This is a genomic window from Kitasatospora aureofaciens (assembly GCF_001188955.3).
Lineage (GTDB): Bacteria > Actinomycetota > Actinomycetes > Streptomycetales > Streptomycetaceae > Kitasatospora > Kitasatospora aureofaciens.
The window spans coordinates 365,891-381,002 of the sequence record NZ_JPRF03000021.1; the positions used below are offsets into that span (position 1 = coordinate 365,891).

The following is a 15,112-nucleotide window of genomic DNA, read 5'->3' on the forward strand; positions in this document are numbered from 1 at the left end:
CACTGCCCCTTCCGGGCTCACCTTGGCTGGACCCCAGGTCGATCCGCACCGGCAGCAGCCGCTCGCCCGCGCCGATCCCGGCGCCCCACTGACGGGGCCGCTGCTCGGCGGCGGCGAGGGGGGCTTCGAGCTTGCGCGGCAGGGTGTCTTGCCGGACCAGCCGCAGCCATCCGTGATCAGGCCCTGCGGATCGGGGAGGTGGATGCGCGGTCCGCGGCGTGTGTCCTCGCGACGGTCAGGATGGCGGCGGCTCACGCCGGGGTGGCATCGGCCGACGCCGGATGGCGGCCGTACCAGTCGAGGCAGACGACCAGGGCGTCGTCCAGGGCATCGTCGTCGCGGTGGCGGCCCAGCTCAGTCAGTACCGCTCGGGGGACTTCGGTGGCGGGCAGCAGTTGGGTGGCCAAGATCGCCCTGGCCAGCGCTCGCTCGCCGTAAGGCTCGCCTGCTTTGGAGGTGACCGCGTGCACGCCATCGCTGACGAAGATCAGCCGGTCGCCTCGTTCGACCCGAATGCGCTGCGCCTCGTACGGGGTCTCGTCGGCGAGACCCAGCGGTAGCTGCGCCTCGAACGGAATGTGCTCGACCGCTCCGGCTCGGAGCCGGAGCAGCTGGGGCGAGCCCGCGTCGACGATCTCAACCAGGCCGGTGTCGAGGTGGAACTCGAGGAGCAGGACCGACACGTGGGCCTCGCCGCGGTACTGCCCGTACACGGCCTGGTCGGCCAGGGCCGCTTGGTCGGCGATGCTGACGCCCGCTCGCCGGGCGTTGCGCAGGGAGTTGACGACCAGGTTGGTGAGCAGGGACGCCTCGATGCCCTCGCCCATGCCGTTGGTGATGGTCAGGGTCAGGTGGTCCTCGGTAGCCGACCAGTCGAAGTTGTCACCGCGGATCGCGTAGGCCGGTTCGAGCTGGGCACCGATCGCGTACTCGTCACGGGCACAGGCGCGGGCAGGCAGGAGCTGCCACTGCATCTCGGCGGCGAGAGTGAGTCGGTTCTTGCGGCGGGCCTGGAGATAGAGGTCGGTGTCGCGTTCCGCGACGATGATGTGGTAGCCGAGCATTTCGGCGATTTCCCACAATTCGTCCTGCACGGAGGGGGTGAGGGTGGAACTGTCGAGGCCGACGCTCAGGATGCCGAGACGGTCACCCCGGACGGTCACCGGCAGGTGCAGCAGACGTGTTCCCTCGAAGGCGCCCGGCTCCGCGAAGGGCTCCTGCGAGCCGAAAGCGCGGCCCGGAGCACTGGTGTGTACTGGGAGCGGTCGTTCGGTGTGGGGCAGTTCCGTGACCGGCTGCAGCACGGTCAGGCTGTAGTCGGCCAGAAGCAGCTCAACCTGGTGTGCACGGTAGAGGTTGGTGAGGCTGGCACGGATGGTGTCCAGCAGGGCGTAGGGTGCGGCGACGCGCAATGCGCGTTCTACCGCCGACAGGTTGGCCGCCAATCAGTTCGCCCTCTCGTTCGACCGCCGACCGTTCCGTTGGCGATGTGTCTTGTGTGGTGGCACGGGTGCCAAGATGGCCCCATGGACACAGTCTCCCCCCTGCCGGGCCGCCCAGACGCCGCGGCCATCGCGTCGTCCGTGGTGGAACTGCTGGAGGTGCTATGGGGCGGTGGCCGCGACCTGGTCGCCGCGCCGGTCTCGGTGTCACAGTTGCGGGTGCTCTACGTGTTGGAGGCCAGTGACGGAATCAACCTGCGCACCCTCACGCAGGCCCTGGACACCCGGCCCTCTTCCGCCAGTCGGCTCTGCGATCGGCTGGAAGCGATCGGTCTGGTGCAGCGCAACCCGAGTGCGGCCAGTCGACGGGAGCTCGAACTCCACCTCACAGCCTCCGGTCGCGCGTTTCTCGCCGGTCTGCGGGCGGACCGGGAGCAGTCCCTGGAGCGGGTCCTCGAAGCCATGCCCGACGCGGACCGCCGCGCGCTGATGTCTGGGCTGACATCCTTCCGCGCAGCGGCCATGGGCATCACGGCGCAGCGAACCACCTCAGCGGGCTCGCACGGGGTACCGGGCGTGGAGCCGGTCGCGGATGCGTCCGGACACGACGTCGTACGGGGTGTCGGACCCGCACGTAGCGCCTGAACCGGGGCGTTCGCACGGCCGGCCCCGCTCGGGCCACCCTGCTCACGAAGCAGCAGCGGATCATTGCTGAGCGGCGATTGTTGTCGAAGCGCAACTATTGCCTCTAGGGTGGGCCATATGCCGCACTTTGCGGTCCCGGGCCGCTCTGCGCACCGCCCGGTGAAGGGAGGCCGTTGTGGCCGAACGACCCCGCACGGCGCCGGGCTGCTTGACGGTCGACGTAACGATCGGCACGGATGTCGCCAAAATCGAACTGTCGGGCGAGGTGGATCTGGACACCCTTCCGCAGTTCGAGGAAGCGGTCCGTCACGTACTGCTCGCGCACGCCCGGATCGTCATCGTGGACGCGAAGAACCTCACGTTCTGCGACTGCGCAAGTCTCGGCGGTCTGCTCCGGGCGAAGAAGCGCATCACGGAAGCACCCGCCACTTTCCATCTCGCCGACCCGTCACACGCTCTGCTACGTCTCGCCGATCTCACCCGTACTCGCGGTGCCCTTGGCCTTTCGCCGCAGCTACCGACGGCCCGCACCAAGCCCGCTCCCCTCAACGACGGTGAACCCGTAGGCGTCGCCCCCTGACCACGTTGAGGGGCCCGGGGCGGGGATCGGGTGCCCGCCGAAGGACCGCCGAACCTCCGCCGGCCGGGGGAGGGGCCCGCCGGGCCGGCCCCGGCGGGCCGTATCAGCGCAACCCGGGAAGATGGCCGGGCCCCTCACGCTCGTCGACGTGAGGGGCCCGGCCGTCAGCGTACGCCCGCAACCTTCCGCCCTTGCCGGCCGGGACCGCATCGAACCGGAGACCAGCGTGGACGCCACGACCACCGACGCCGTCGACCTCCCCGGCCCGCGAAAGGACCGGACGCTGCGCCTGGCGGCCGCGTTGCGTCGGTCAGGTGTGGTGGCGGTCTCAAGGGCGGTCGGCTGGTGTTGACTCGGCGTGGTGGTGGTGGCCGGACCGGTGACGGGGCGGGGAACCTGTCCAGTGAGTGCGCTCACACGTGAATGCGGTGCACGACGGCGAATAGTGGTGTCCGTTTTGTTCTATTTTGAGACCATTTGATCAGTGACTGAGGGGTGTTGGCGCAGGCCAGAAGGGCCGACGGGGATCGGGGGCCCGGAGCGGCCCGCCTCTCGGATCAGTGCCGGCTCACTTGGGCTACGACCGCGGATCGTAAGAAGGGGGTCTTGGCGAGCGCCGATCCGGTCTGGCACGTTGGCATTCGTCGTCAGCCACACCGGCTCCTGTCCCGCCGGTGAACGGCTTACTGCCGAGTCACGCCCCGTGACCGTCATGGCCCCTGTCCGGCCACGGTCCAGGACGGGACGCGACTCGGCCCAACCCGATTGAGGTCTTGCTCTACATGCCCGCTTTCAAGCTCCGTATGCGTACCTCCGCCGCGATCCTGGCCGGCGCCGCCGGTGTGACCGCCCTGGGTGCCGCCGTGGTCCCCGCCGTGGCCTCGGCCGCGGACGCCTCCCCGCAGGCCGTCGCCGCCCGGATCGTCCCCGCGGACCAGCTGGCCTCGTTCAGCCAGGTCGTGTCGCACGAGTCGGGATGGAACGTGACGGCGACGAACCCGAGCTCGGGTTCGTACGGGCTGGGCCAGGCGCTGCCGGCCTCCAAGATGGCCTCGGCGGGCGCGGACTGGAAGACCAACCCCGCCACCCAGATCAAGTGGACGCTGGACTACATGAACACCCGCTACGGCAGCCCCAACGCCGCCTGGGCGTTCTGGCAGAACCACCACTGGTACTGAGCCGACCTCCGGCTCCCCCCGTGCCCCGGGGCCGGACAGGGGCCACCGAGGTGACCACGAGGGCCTGTACCCGCGCGAACGTGCGGGCACAGGCCCTCGTGCCGTTTCCCGGCGGTCGGCACGTCCACGAACTGACGACCGGATCCTCCGCCTCGTTCTTCCCGTCCAGGCACGGCCCGCCACTTGCCCTGCCGACCAGCCCGGGATCGGGCGGCAACTGCGGACCGTCACCGCCCAGGCCGGACCGTGGACGGTCCGGCCTGGGCAGTTGGCCTTCGTGAAGCGGCTGGCGTCCTTGTTCGGCAAGGCGGCCGGTCGACCCGGCCTATGCCAAGCATGGGTACCCGGGTACCACCAGGAGCCTTCGACGGGGGACACTGGTACCGGTCCAGCTCGCACGAGACGCCCGGAGGACACGGTGAGCGCAGCGCCCCTGCACGGCCACCACGATGGCCGGCAGCCCATCCCGCGTACCCAGGATGCTGTCGCCGCCGCTCTGCCGCCGGCGCAGCGGATGGAGTTCTACCGGGAGATGGGTGAGGCCGACGTCGAGACGATCGGCGGCGTGCTGAAGCGGTGGTGGCTGCGTGCGGAGCTGTACCGCGACCCGGAGGGCGACCGGATCCACGCTGCCGTCCAGGCCGGCACGGCCCCCGGTACCTCCGCGTCCGCGGTTCTGCGTCGGTTCGGGGCCGTGTGAGCGACTTCAGTGACGTCCCCGACGACGAGCACGACCCGATCACTCTCTCCCCGGTCGTCGAGGAGTTCCTCGGCGACCCGGACACGCCGGCCGACGTGTTCTCCGCCGTGGTGGCCTTCCTCATCGACCTGCGACAAAACGCGTTCCCCCACCTGAGCCTGCCCGTCCCGGGCCGTCCCGGAATGCACTCGGCGCCACTGCGCCGGGACCAGGGGCTCGTGGAGTACGCAGTGAACGAGGGCTCGGACCCGCCGCAGATCTATGTCTCGCGGATTCTGCGGGCTGACTGACCGTGCGAGGTGCCACGGAGGTCTGGGGCTTGCTACGCGGGCACACCCAGGTGCTGAACGCGATCCGTGAGGACCAGATCGAGCAGCGCCAGACACTGACGAAGCTGGCCGAGGCGGTCGGTGCGCTGGTCGTCGGGCAGGGCGAGCGTTCTCGCGGAGCACGGCAAGGTCCTGCCGATGCCCATGACGACCCGCCACGCGATCAGGTGGGTGGTGCTGCGCGTCGACGTAGCCGGGCCGGTCGCCGGCGGTGATGCCGAGGCCGAGGGCGCTGGAGAGGTCGTCGTAGGACAGGAAAGGCGCTGGCCTTGGCGGAGTCGGCGCGGGCCGCCTGCTCGTTGTCTGACTGCCGCCCGCCGGTGAGGTCGAGGTCGAGGGGGTGACGGGCAGACGGCCGTCGGCGGGGTCGGCGGGTATGCCGTGTGCGGTGATGCCGACGTGGTTCAGGCGTCCGGCGACGATCTGGTTGACATGGTCACCCGGAGTCGGTCTACGGCCTGTCTCTTGACTGGCAGTTGGCTCGCTACTCTGCCGGGATGACGGACAACGAGCTGATCGTCGACCTTCGGGGCCGGCAGATCGAGACACTGAACGACTTCTGGGACGCAGTGAGCGAGCCCTGCGGGTTGCCGGAGTGGTTCGGCCGGAATTTGGACGCGTGGTCGGACACGATCGAGACCCGGGGCATCTCCGAGGTGATCGACAGCCACGACATCCTGGTCGTGCACGTCGACCAGCGGGGTCTCTTCGAAGGGCACCGGAGGGAAGCCGACGTCCTGGCTGACACCTTCGACGGAGAGCAGAACCAGCTCATCGTCCACGGACCGGATTGGCCTGCGGCAACGGATTGACCCGGCCCCACACCCCCCGACGGGCCTCGCCGCCGCCGGCGCGGGCGAAATCGTCGACACGGGCGTGGCGAGGTTCGTCCTCGAGACCATCGCGGCAGGCACCCCGGCGAGCACGGACCTGTTCCTGCTCGCCGCGGCACCCGTGGCCGTCCCGAACTGGCTGCGCCGCGTACGGTCTGGGCCGTGACCGGCTGACCGCGACGCTCGGGGGACGACGCGTGAATCCGCCACGACGCTGCCCCCGGGACCCCGGGGGGCCCGGCCCGGCCCGGCCCCGAGCAACTCGTAGTGGCCGCGTTGGTCTGTGACAGTGCGCCCGGCTGTCCACAGCCGGCCTCGGCCAGGGTGGCGCCATGACGACGACGAAGAAGACCACAGTGCCCCGCCAGGCCCACCCCGCCGACAGCTGGCAACTGCCCGGCGGCAGAGCTGCGCACCGTCCAGACACGGCTTCTGGTGCTGCTGGAGCGGTACGCCGACGGTCCGCTGGGTATGGACTACCGGTTCAGCCCGGAGGAGACCACCCGGCGGGCGATCGGCCTGCTCGCGGCCCTCCTGAAGGTGCCCCCCAGAGCCGTATGCCACCACGCCGGCGGCTCTCGCCGGCCCGTCGGCCGCAAGCTGCGCCAGGCGGTGAACCACCGCACGGAGGAGGAACTCTGCCCCGTGCGACGTCACGCAATTCCCCAGGTGCCCGCTCGATGTCCACGCCGCCTCGTGAGACGACCGTCGCTGCGGCAGCGCCGCACCCGCGCTCCTTGGGGCTCCGGGGCCTGGGTGCTCGCGGGGGCTTCGTCGCGGGCGGCAGGACCTCGCCTGCCACCACAAGCGGATAAGCCATCCGATTGTGCTATCGTCGCCATTAAGCGGATGACCTATCCGAATCACCGGACTGGAGGAACGCATGAGGAAGACAGCCGTGGTCACGGCCGGGACCGCCGGCATCGGCTTGGAGACGGCTCTGGGACTGGCCGCCGCCGGATTCGCGGTCACCGTGGTCGGGCGCAGCGCCGACCGAGGCGCCCGGGCGGTCGACCGGATCAACGCGGTGAATCCGGCGCGCCCTGGCCGGTTCCTGCCCGCCGACCTCGGCTCGCTCGACGGCGTGCGCGCGCTCGCCGGCCGGATAGCCGACGACCACGCCACCTCCGGCGATCCGCTGACCGTGCTGGTGAACAACGTCGGGGCGATGTTCGCGGATCGACAGGAGCTGGACGGCGTTGAGGCGTCGTTCGTCGTCAACCACCTTTCGCCGTACCTGCTGACGGAACTGCTGCTGCCCACGCTCACGGCCGGTGCGCCGAGCAGGATCGTGAACGTGACCTCGGGGGCGGTCGGTGTCGCCAAGCGGGTGTTCGACTCCGTCGAGCCGCCCGGCGGCTACTACGGCTTCCACTGGTACGGCCGCGCCAAGCTCGCGAACCTCGCCTACACGCTCGACCTGGCGTCGCGGCTTGACGGTACGGGCGTCTCGGTCTTCGCCGCCGACCCCGGAGGCGCCGCGACCGACATGACCAACGGCACCCTGACCGACCCGAAGATCGTCTCACCGGCCCTGCGGCTGCTGTGGCCGCTCGTGCGCCGCAAGTTCGAACGCTCCACCGCGGGCCCGGCATCCGAGGCCGCAAAGCCCTCCATCATCGCCGCCACCGACGAGTCCCTGGCGGGCCGGACCGGCATCGTCATCGGCGCCACGGCGCGCCCGGCGGCGCCATTGCGCACGGCCACCGACCCCCGCGTCACCGATGCCGTGCGCCGACTCAGCCGGCAGTACGCGCCCCTCGTGGCCCCGTCGCCCGTACCGGGCCCGGCCGCGCACGGGCGACGGGGCCATCCGGATGAGCCATCCGATTAGCATGTCCCCATGACGACGACACCCCTGCGCAAGGACGCGGCCCGCAACTGGGAGCGGATCGTGGCCGTTGCCCGCGAGCTGGTCGACCAGGGCACGCCGTTGCAGCTCAACGACGTCGCCCGCCGCGCCGGACTCGGAGTCGGAACCGTCTACCGCCACTTCGCCACGCCCGAGGCGCTCCTGGAGGCGGTCGCCACCCCCTGCCTGGAGGCCCTGGCCGCCCACGGCAGGCAGGCGCTGGCCGACACCGACGCCTGGCGGGCGCTGGAGAGCTTCCTGACCCGCACCGTCGAGGCGCAGGTCACCGACGCCTCCGTGGCGCCGGTCGCCGCCGCTTCCGTCGACGCCCTGCCGCGCACCACGGAACTCAAGGAGTCCCTGTGGTGCACAGGCACCGCACTCCTCGACCGGGCCCGCGCCGCCGGGGCGGTCCGCCCCGACCTGGCCGCAGCCGATCTGGTCCCGCTCATGTGCGGCATCGCCTACGCCGTAGACGTACACGGCAGCGCCCCCGCAGACCGGATCGACACCGCGCACCGCTACCTGGCCGCATTGCTCGGCGGCCTGCGAGCCACACCGACAACGGTGTGAGATCCCCCTCTGCCGCGGCCCGGGGGATCCTTGCGCCCAGCGGTGACACCGGGCGCTCCCGCGCACGTCCACGACCGGCTTCCCCCTTGGGGAATCGTGACCACAGGGGTGGAAAATTCCGGGCTCTGTCGCTGATCGTGTGACGGCTCCACCTGGCCTGAGTGCCTCGGGCCTGGTACCTCTGCCCCACGGGTGCATGAGGTGGACCGGGTCGCCGGTGTGGCGGGCCTCGTCGAGGATGCGGTCGCGGCGCAGGTGCCGGCCCGAGACGCCGGCGGCGGTGCAGAGGTCGACTGTCCGTCCCGTCAGCCACGACGGGTCAACGACCCGCCCGCCCCGACGGGAACTCCGTGTCCCCCGACCGGAGTCCCGGGCGGACCGCCCCGGCAGGCCCGGCGGGCGGCCCGGCGTGAGGTCCCATGACGTGGCCGAGCCGCCCGACTTCGAGGCGATCGCCGACGCGCTCCACGTCCTGCCCCCCGCCCGAGTTCACCGGGGCCCGGGACGAACGCGCCGCCACGCCGAAGAGGACCGACGCTCCGCCACGGGCTCGGCGCGCTACGGCCTCGTGGGCCCGGTCCAGCCGGTGGGGACGTGGCCGAGGCGGACACGCTGGGGGTGGCGGCCGACGGCGACCGAGGCGGTCTTGCGGCCGGTCGCGAAGTCGATGGCGGTGACCTGGTCCGCGCCGCTCTCCGAGATCAGACAGGACTTGCCGTCCCCGCTCACCGTCGCCCAGTACGGTTTGGACGCGGGCACCAGCGGCCCCTCCTGGAGGGTGGCGCGGTCGACCACCGTCGCGTAGTCGTCCACGGTGCCCGCGACGCAGATCCGGTCGCCCGACGGGCTCATCGACAGGCCGTGGTGGCGGGAGTCGTTGGGCCAGGTGGTGCGGTCGGTACTGGCGGCCGGGTCGACCGGGAGGGTCTTCACCCGGGTGATCCGGTCGGCGGCCACGTCGTACTCCAGGAATCCGTTGAAGAAGGACACCTGGAAGTAGAGCCGGGTGCCGTCCGGGGAGAAGACGGCGGGCCGGACGGCGTTGGAGAGGCCGCCGAGGCCGGCGTCGTCGAGGCGCTTGCGCATGTCGATCTCGCGGATCGGGGTGAGGGTGGCCGCGTCGACGACGGTGATGTGCCGGTCGCCCTTCGTCCAGTCCAACCAGGGCGCGTCCAGGGCGGTTTCGACGTTGCCGATGGACATGTTCCACAGCTGCCGGCCGCCGTCGGTGAAGATGTTCTCGTGCGGCTTGTCCCCGGTGTGGAACGAGCCGAGTTCGGCGCCGGTGCGGACGTCCAGGACGTGCACGGTGTTGGCGGTGGAGGCGGAGACCGCCACCCGGGTGCCGTCGGGCGAGAGCGCCATGTGGTCGGCGCGGTAACCCGCCACAGGGAAGCGCCAGTTGACCCGCCCGGTGGCGAGGTCGAGGGAGACCACGTCGGCGAAGCTGGGCCGGGAGACGACCACGGCGGTGCCGTCCGGCGTGCTGTACATGTCGTCGACGAACTGGTCGTGGCCCTCACCGGGGCCGAGCCTGATGCCGAGGAAGTAGCCGAGCTTGACGGGGTTGAGGTAGATCTCGGCGAGCCGCTGGTCCTTGTCGGGGATGACGTCGATCCGTCCGACCTTGCTGAGGGCGCCGGAGGATTCGATCACGTCGGCGGTGCCGTCCCAGTTGTTGCCGACGAACATCACCTCCCGTAGCGCCGGGGTGGCTCCGGGGGCGGCGCTGCTGGTGGCGGCGGCCGGGGCGAGCAGGCCGAGCGCGACCGCGAGGGTGCAGAGGGATCGGACGCCGAGTCGGCGCCGGGGACCTGTCCTGGACATCGTCGCTCCTTCGTGGGGGTGGCACGACGGGTTGTGAGACGGTCTGTCAGCTTGCGCCATTCGACGGTAGGGAGGGGTCCGGTCCGCTGGCAAGACGTCGGCGGCCGACGCGTTCGCGGTGGGGCCGTCCGCCCGTCGCCGCCGGCCGGTCCGCCGGTCTCCCGCCCACCGCACGGAAACCGTGAAACCCCCTGGTCCGGACCTGGGCTCGGGCGTAGTGTGCGCCTGTGAACGAACTGATCTTCCGGGGGAAAGACCTGTTCCGTCCTTCGTGGTCGAACTTCCTCCCGCTCCTCCTCGTGCTCACGGCCCAGCTCGTCTTCGGCGGGATGAACCTCGGCGCCTGGCCCACGTTCTGGATGGTCCTCGTGACCGTCGCGCTCTGCGTGCCGGCCGCCGTCCTGAGTTGGCGCTCCTGGAGCCGGGTCGGCGCCGACGGTGTCAGCGTCTGCTGGGGTTTCGGGCGCGGCCGGACGTACCCGTGGCAGGAGATCCGATGGGTCGACGTGCGGGAGACCAGGAGCAACGGCTCGATGGCGTACGCGGCGCGGGTCTTCCTGACCGACGGGCGGCGCCGCTCGCTGCCGGGCCTCCAGTCCAGCCGGCTGTACCCGTCCGCGGACTTCGACACGGACTTCCAGCGACTGGTGAACTGGTGGGAGTACAGCACGCACCCGACGCAGCGGGTGAAGCCGGCGAAGCAGCTCCGGGACCGGGTGACGCCCACCGTGGCGGGCGTCCTGCTCGGATTCCTGACCTCCGCGGTGATCCTCGTCGTCGTCATCCTGCAGCAGCCGTAGCGGGCTTGACCGCTCGCTGAGTCGCAGAATCGATTCGGCCCCGGCCCCCCCCACGAGGGGAGCCGGGGCCGAGGTGCGTCCGGGCCGCCTGCCGCCGGTACCGTCGGGTCACTGCCCCGGGTAGCCCGGCTTGCCGCCGTAGGGCGCCCCCTCCGGCAGGTCGCCGGCGAGCGCATCGCCGTGGTTGTAGCAGGCTGCTTCGGTGGTCACGGTGGTCGATCCGGCAGTCGCTGTGGCCAGCGGAGTCGGCTTCTCGGCGTGAGCGGGCGCTGCCAGAGCTGCAACGACTGCCGCGGTACCAATGACGGCGGCGGTGAAACGGATGTTCATACCGTGATCAACGTCTGTCGGCATGGGCAGGTACCCCCCGGCCGGGGACGAGGGGATCTCGCCGACGGCCGGCGGGGTGCGCGGTTGGCGATTTCGGGGAACCGCACGTGTTCGCGGAGTTGTTCGTGCTCGCCGCCGACGACCTGACACCGTACGGTGACCACCGACGCTTGCGCCGGGCCGGTCCGCGTGCGGATGTGCGCGGTCCTGATCCATGACGCCTTTGCCTGATCCGCTGCGAACGGCCGGATTCGTCATCCCCGCCCCGTATTCCCTGCCCCGCCTTCCCGATGGGCATGACATACCCCACAGCAAAAATGTACAACTTTCAACATGTTTCCGGTAGCGTCGTTCTTGCCCCACCACAGCGGGGTGCCGCCCGGGGCCATCACCCCACGGCTCCGGGCCGATCACGGAGGAAAGATCATGAACAAGTCCGTCGGACGCCGGGCCGCCACCGCGGCCGCCGCGCTCGCCGCGACGCTCGGTGGGCTGCTGCTCGCAGGCGGCACCGCCTCGGCCGCACCGCTTCAGGCCGTCCACCACGACACCACCGTCTCCGTCTCCTCGGCGGCCTTCCAGGTCCGCGATGACGAGGGCGACCATTCCGACCGCTTCGACCGCTACGGCGGCGGGCACGCGAGCCGCTGGGACGGCCACCGCTCCTGGGAGCGTCAGGGCAGCTACTGGTACAGCAATGACCACGGCCACCGGTACCGCTACGACGATCACCGGTTCTACCGGTGGGACAACGGCTGGCAGATCATCCAGGTCATCAACGTGTACGGGTTCAACCCGCACGTCTTCCGCTGACCTGCGACGACTCGGGGGAGAGTGCGCCCAGTTCGGTGTCGGCACACCGCGCGGCTCCCGGCCGCCCTCTCGCGCCGCCGCCCGGCCGGACACCGGCGTCCGGCCGGGCGGCGGCGCCCACGGCCGGGGCGCTCGCATCCGCCATTCAGGGGGACGCCACCCACACAGGGAGTCATGCCGTGAACGGCTGTGCAGATCAAATGCTCGACATGGAACTCCTGCTCCCCTCGGGAGAACCGGTCACACTGCCGACCCTCCTGTCCTACCGCTCCCACGACCCGCTCGCCGTACGCATCGTCTTCCATACCGACGGGGACGGCCAGGTCCTCTGGGCCTTCGCCCGCGACCTGTTGGCGCAGGGCCTGCGCAGGCCCAGCGGGCAAGGGGACGTACAGGTCTGGCCGGGAGCAGTCGGAGCGGTCGGCCATGAGGAGGTACTGAACCTCGCCCTCTCCTCGCGGGAGGGGACCGCCTGGCTCCGGGCTCCGCTCCACGGGGTGGCCGAGTGGCTGGAGCGCACCTACCGGCTGGTACCCGCCGGCCGGGAAACCGACGGCCACGACCTGGACGCCGAGCTGTCGCGGCTGCTGCCGGGTACTGCCTGAGGCCCTGGCCGCTTCCCGCCAGCGGCCCGACGACCCCGGCGGGGACACCGCCGCAACAAGTGAGCAGTAGACGGAGCAGGAGGACAGAGATGAGAGCCCCGGCCTTCGTGCCGCGTCCGGCCGCCATCGTCCGGTGGCGGGAGGCGCCAAGCCGCACCCTGCGGCTGCCGCGTGCGCCCTGGTTGTCGCTCCCGGAATGGTCGACCACCGCCCTCACCCGCAGTGTCAAGGGACTCATGGCGGCCCTCCTCGCCTGGCAGACCGCGTCGTGGTGGCTCCCCGGGCACCAGCAGTACCTCGCCGTGGCCACCGCCCTGGCCATGGTCAACGCCCCGACCATCTACCGGTCGGTGACGCAGGCGCTGCGCAGCGTAGCCGCCCGGGCCGCGGGGCTGTCACTGGCCGTGGTCGTCGTGTGGCTGCTCGGCCCAGCCGCGGGAAGCATCGCCGCGATCCCGGCCATCGCACTGGTCGCCGGAGGCCGCCGGGGCTCCGACAGCCGCCTGCAGATCGCCTCGACGGCGACGCTCACCCTGGCAGCGGCGACGGCCTTCCCCGTGGGCCACGTCATCACCCTGACCCTGGCCGCCCTCACCGGCGCGGCCGCCGGCATCGCGGTCAACGCCCTCATCCTTCCGCCCGTGCACCTCGGCGCCTCCGACGCCTCGGTACGCGAACTCGCCGCGGCCATGGGAGAACTGCTCGGCGACATGGGCCGCGGACTGCGTGAACGGCAGCACGCCGACCGCGCCCACCTGTGGCTCGAGCGGGGCAGACGCCTCGACGCCCTGGCACTCCAGGCAGAGGAGGACCTGCGCCAGAGCCAGGAGAGCCTGCGCTGGAACACGCGGTGCATCGTCCACGGACAACAGGAGCCGACGGACCACAGCAAGGCGCTGCGCGCCCTGCACCGGGTCTCCTTCCAGGTCCGGGGCATCGCACGGACACTGGCCGACACCGTCGACGACCGGCCCACCGGCCACGACCTGAACCGACTCTTCCTCGACCGGTACGCGGCGACCCTGGAAACGGCGGAACGGGCGATGGAGTCGTTCGCCGCCCCCGGGCATGCCGCCGGCCCTGGTCTCGACAGCTTCTGCGGGCCGCTGCGCCGCGCGATCGACGACGCCACGACCTGGCACAGGACGATGACCGAAGAGATCAGGCACGGCACGCTGGCCGAACCGGGCGCCTGGCACGTCTACGGATCGCTGATCACCGACATCGAACGCCTGCTCGCCGACCTGGAACGCGCGAACCGACCCGCCCCGACCACGCCCGGGCCCCGTCCCCGCCCCTCGTGAAGCGCCCGGCTCGAATCCGTTCGAGCTCGCCCTGGCCCATCACGATTACTTCACTTCATCAACTTCGTTCCATCACTTGACGCTCGAATTCGCGGCCAATACGGTGGTTGGTGTTGGTTGAAGTTTCAACATCGCTCTTCGATCGACGGAGTGTCCCCCTCCTCCGGCCTGTGCCGAACGCAGCCAGGCATCCGATAGCCCCGAAGGAAGAAACATGAACCGCACGACCACGCGACGGGCCGCCACCGCGACGATCTCCCTCCTCCTCGCCAGCGCCGCCGCCCTCGGCGTCTCCGGCCAGGCCATGGCCGCCCCCGCCCCCGTCCCCGCGGCGGCCGCGCCCTCGCACCCGTCGTCGTCATCGGCCGCCACCGCCGACACCGGCCTCCGGATCGCCTCGCTGCCCGCCCAGCGGATCGCCGCCGACCACCGCCCGCACGAGTTCACCGTCCGCTACGCCGGCGACACCCGCCTCGCCCAGGCCCAGCAGATCCTCGTCCTCTCCCCCGAACACGGCCCCTACCTCCAGAGCGAAGACATCCGCCTGGAGTGGTTCGACGACGCAACCCGGCACTGGGAGCCCGCGGTCCTGGACTCGCAGACCGGCACCCTCTACACCCGGATCCCGCTCACCGGCCGCATCCTCACCCAAGGCAGTGACACGGCCATCCGCTACCGGATCACCCTCCAGCACGACCTGCCCACCGCACCGCGGCACCTGACCGTACAGCCCCGCACCATCCTCTACACCGCACCGCAGACCACCGGGAACCAGGCGTAACCGAAGGCGTCACCCCGCCGCACTCCCCCCGCAGCGCGCGGACCGAGGACAGCGCCACCTCCGGCACCCCGATCACACCGGGCCAAGCCCTGCGACCGGGCGCGGGCGTGCGGCCGACGGACTTCGCCGACCCGCCGACCCGCTTCCCGCCGATCGCGGCGCGAACGCCCCTCCTCGACCGGGACGCGGGGTTCCTCCGCAGCATCCGCCTCCTCTGCGCGGGCTTCGCCACCTCGATCGAGGAGTCGCCCGGCCCGCCTCCAGCGGAATGAGAATCCGACGACACGGATGAGATCGAGTGAGCATCCGCCGCCCCCACGTGCGGCAGGAGAGTCCTCCCAGCCCCGGAAGCCGGGTCGGTGAGGCGCAGGCGGCCGGGCCCCGGGGAACGCGGGAGAAGCGTTCCGCGGAACCCGGCCGTGGCAGGCCGGGCACGCCGGGGGCACCCCGGGGCACGGCGTGGCTGCGTTGGCCGGCGGCCCGGTGGTGCCGTGGTGGGCCGCCGTGCCGGGAATGCTAG

Annotated in this window: 16 protein-coding genes; 14 read left to right on the forward strand and 2 right to left on the reverse strand. The window is 71.2% G+C overall.

Going from position 1 to position 15,112, the window contains the following annotated elements; translation table 11 throughout:
* Window positions 1-251 precede the first annotated feature (251 nt).
* Window positions 252-1,445, reverse strand: a complete 1,194-nt coding sequence (locus tag HS99_RS14295) for a PP2C family protein-serine/threonine phosphatase (protein WP_232543200.1) — start codon at window positions 1,443-1,445, stop codon at window positions 252-254.
* Between the two features lie 81 nt (window positions 1,446-1,526).
* Here HS99_RS14295 and HS99_RS14300 point away from each other — a divergent pair, with 81 nt between their 5' ends.
* The 9 genes from HS99_RS14300 to HS99_RS14340 all read left to right on the forward strand — a co-directional run bounded on the left by HS99_RS14300 (window position 1,527) and on the right by HS99_RS14340 (window position 8,132).
* On the forward strand, window positions 1,527-2,087 hold the full coding sequence (locus HS99_RS14300; protein WP_063737850.1) for a MarR family winged helix-turn-helix transcriptional regulator: 561 nt from the start codon (window positions 1,527-1,529) through the stop codon (window positions 2,085-2,087).
* 175 nt (window positions 2,088-2,262) lie between these two features.
* Window positions 2,263-2,667 (forward strand): STAS domain-containing protein, encoded by a 405-nt coding sequence (locus tag HS99_RS14305; protein WP_030558176.1) that lies wholly within the window; start codon window positions 2,263-2,265, stop codon window positions 2,665-2,667.
* Between the two features lie 803 nt (window positions 2,668-3,470).
* Window positions 3,471-3,845 carry an aggregation-promoting factor C-terminal-like domain-containing protein gene (locus HS99_RS14315; protein WP_232790633.1) on the forward strand — a complete coding sequence of 125 codons (375 nt, stop codon included), beginning with the start codon at window positions 3,471-3,473 and terminating at the stop codon, window positions 3,843-3,845.
* A 418-nt stretch (window positions 3,846-4,263) separates the two neighbouring features.
* Window positions 4,264-4,545, forward strand: coding sequence for a hypothetical protein (locus tag HS99_RS14320; RefSeq protein WP_141763724.1), 282 nt, complete (start codon window positions 4,264-4,266; stop codon window positions 4,543-4,545).
* Window positions 4,542-4,835 (forward strand): hypothetical protein, encoded by a 294-nt coding sequence (locus tag HS99_RS14325; protein WP_030555270.1) that lies wholly within the window; start codon window positions 4,542-4,544, stop codon window positions 4,833-4,835. The genes HS99_RS14320 and HS99_RS14325 overlap by 4 nt, the downstream gene beginning before the upstream one ends.
* A 536-nt stretch (window positions 4,836-5,371) precedes the next feature.
* Window positions 5,372-5,686, forward strand: coding sequence for a barstar family protein (locus HS99_RS14330; RefSeq protein WP_030555268.1), 315 nt, complete (start codon window positions 5,372-5,374; stop codon window positions 5,684-5,686).
* Between the two features lie 64 nt (window positions 5,687-5,750).
* Window positions 5,751-5,873: a hypothetical protein gene (locus HS99_RS47770; protein WP_267885569.1), complete on the forward strand. Its 123-nt coding sequence runs from the start codon at window positions 5,751-5,753 to the stop codon at window positions 5,871-5,873.
* Between the two features lie 717 nt (window positions 5,874-6,590).
* The gene (locus HS99_RS14335) at window positions 6,591-7,541 is read left to right on the forward strand and encodes an SDR family NAD(P)-dependent oxidoreductase (protein WP_078938498.1); all 951 of its coding nucleotides are present in this window, start codon (window positions 6,591-6,593) and stop codon (window positions 7,539-7,541) included.
* A gap of 9 nt (window positions 7,542-7,550) precedes the next feature.
* Window positions 7,551-8,132 (forward strand): TetR/AcrR family transcriptional regulator, encoded by a 582-nt coding sequence (locus HS99_RS14340; protein WP_030555260.1) that lies wholly within the window; start codon window positions 7,551-7,553, stop codon window positions 8,130-8,132.
* Between the two features lie 558 nt (window positions 8,133-8,690).
* Here the strand turns inward: HS99_RS14340 and HS99_RS14345 are convergent.
* The gene (locus HS99_RS14345) at window positions 8,691-9,959 is read right to left on the reverse strand and encodes a YncE family protein (protein ID WP_030555259.1); all 1,269 of its coding nucleotides are present in this window, start codon (window positions 9,957-9,959) and stop codon (window positions 8,691-8,693) included.
* A gap of 227 nt (window positions 9,960-10,186) precedes the next feature.
* On the opposite strand from HS99_RS14345, the gene HS99_RS14350 reads away from it, so the two are divergent.
* The 5 genes from HS99_RS14350 (at window position 10,187) to HS99_RS14370 (ending at window position 14,592) form a co-directional block, all read left to right on the forward strand.
* Window positions 10,187-10,759 carry a PH domain-containing protein gene (locus HS99_RS14350; RefSeq protein ID WP_030555258.1) on the forward strand — a complete coding sequence of 191 codons (573 nt, stop codon included), beginning with the start codon at window positions 10,187-10,189 and terminating at the stop codon, window positions 10,757-10,759.
* Window positions 10,760-11,515: 756 nt separating this feature from the next.
* A complete protein-coding gene (locus tag HS99_RS14355; RefSeq protein WP_030555257.1) occupies window positions 11,516-11,902 on the forward strand; it encodes a hypothetical protein in 387 nt (128 codons plus the stop codon).
* A gap of 179 nt (window positions 11,903-12,081) precedes the next feature.
* The gene (locus tag HS99_RS14360; RefSeq protein ID WP_030555256.1) at window positions 12,082-12,507 is read left to right on the forward strand and encodes an SsgA family sporulation/cell division regulator; all 426 of its coding nucleotides are present in this window, start codon (window positions 12,082-12,084) and stop codon (window positions 12,505-12,507) included.
* A gap of 89 nt (window positions 12,508-12,596) precedes the next feature.
* On the forward strand, window positions 12,597-13,811 hold the full coding sequence (locus HS99_RS14365) for an aromatic acid exporter family protein (RefSeq protein WP_030555254.1): 1,215 nt from the start codon (window positions 12,597-12,599) through the stop codon (window positions 13,809-13,811).
* 214 nt (window positions 13,812-14,025) lie between these two features.
* Window positions 14,026-14,592 carry a hypothetical protein gene (locus HS99_RS14370; RefSeq protein ID WP_050366269.1) on the forward strand — a complete coding sequence of 189 codons (567 nt, stop codon included), beginning with the start codon at window positions 14,026-14,028 and terminating at the stop codon, window positions 14,590-14,592.
* The last annotated feature ends 520 nt before the right edge of the window (window positions 14,593-15,112 follow it).

Excerpts from the sequence above, each read along its gene's own strand:
- HS99_RS14300 (WP_063737850.1), top strand. The coding sequence starts at position 1,527 with ATGGACACAGTCTCCCCCCTGCCGGGCCGCCCAGACGCCGCGGCCATC.
- HS99_RS14315 (WP_232790633.1), top strand. The coding sequence starts at position 3,471 with ATGCGTACCTCCGCCGCGATCCTGGCCGGCGCCGCCGGTGTGACCGCC.
- HS99_RS14330 (WP_030555268.1), top strand. The coding sequence starts at position 5,372 with ATGACGGACAACGAGCTGATCGTCGACCTTCGGGGCCGGCAGATCGAG.
- HS99_RS14335 (WP_078938498.1), top strand. The coding sequence starts at position 6,591 with ATGAGGAAGACAGCCGTGGTCACGGCCGGGACCGCCGGCATCGGCTTG.
- HS99_RS14340 (WP_030555260.1), top strand. The coding sequence starts at position 7,551 with ATGACGACGACACCCCTGCGCAAGGACGCGGCCCGCAACTGGGAGCGG.
- HS99_RS14345 (WP_030555259.1), bottom strand. The coding sequence starts at position 9,959 with ATGTCCAGGACAGGTCCCCGGCGCCGACTCGGCGTCCGATCCCTCTGC.
- HS99_RS14355 (WP_030555257.1), top strand. The coding sequence starts at position 11,516 with ATGAACAAGTCCGTCGGACGCCGGGCCGCCACCGCGGCCGCCGCGCTC.
- HS99_RS14365 (WP_030555254.1), top strand. The coding sequence starts at position 12,597 with ATGAGAGCCCCGGCCTTCGTGCCGCGTCCGGCCGCCATCGTCCGGTGG.
- HS99_RS14370 (WP_050366269.1), top strand. The coding sequence starts at position 14,026 with ATGAACCGCACGACCACGCGACGGGCCGCCACCGCGACGATCTCCCTC.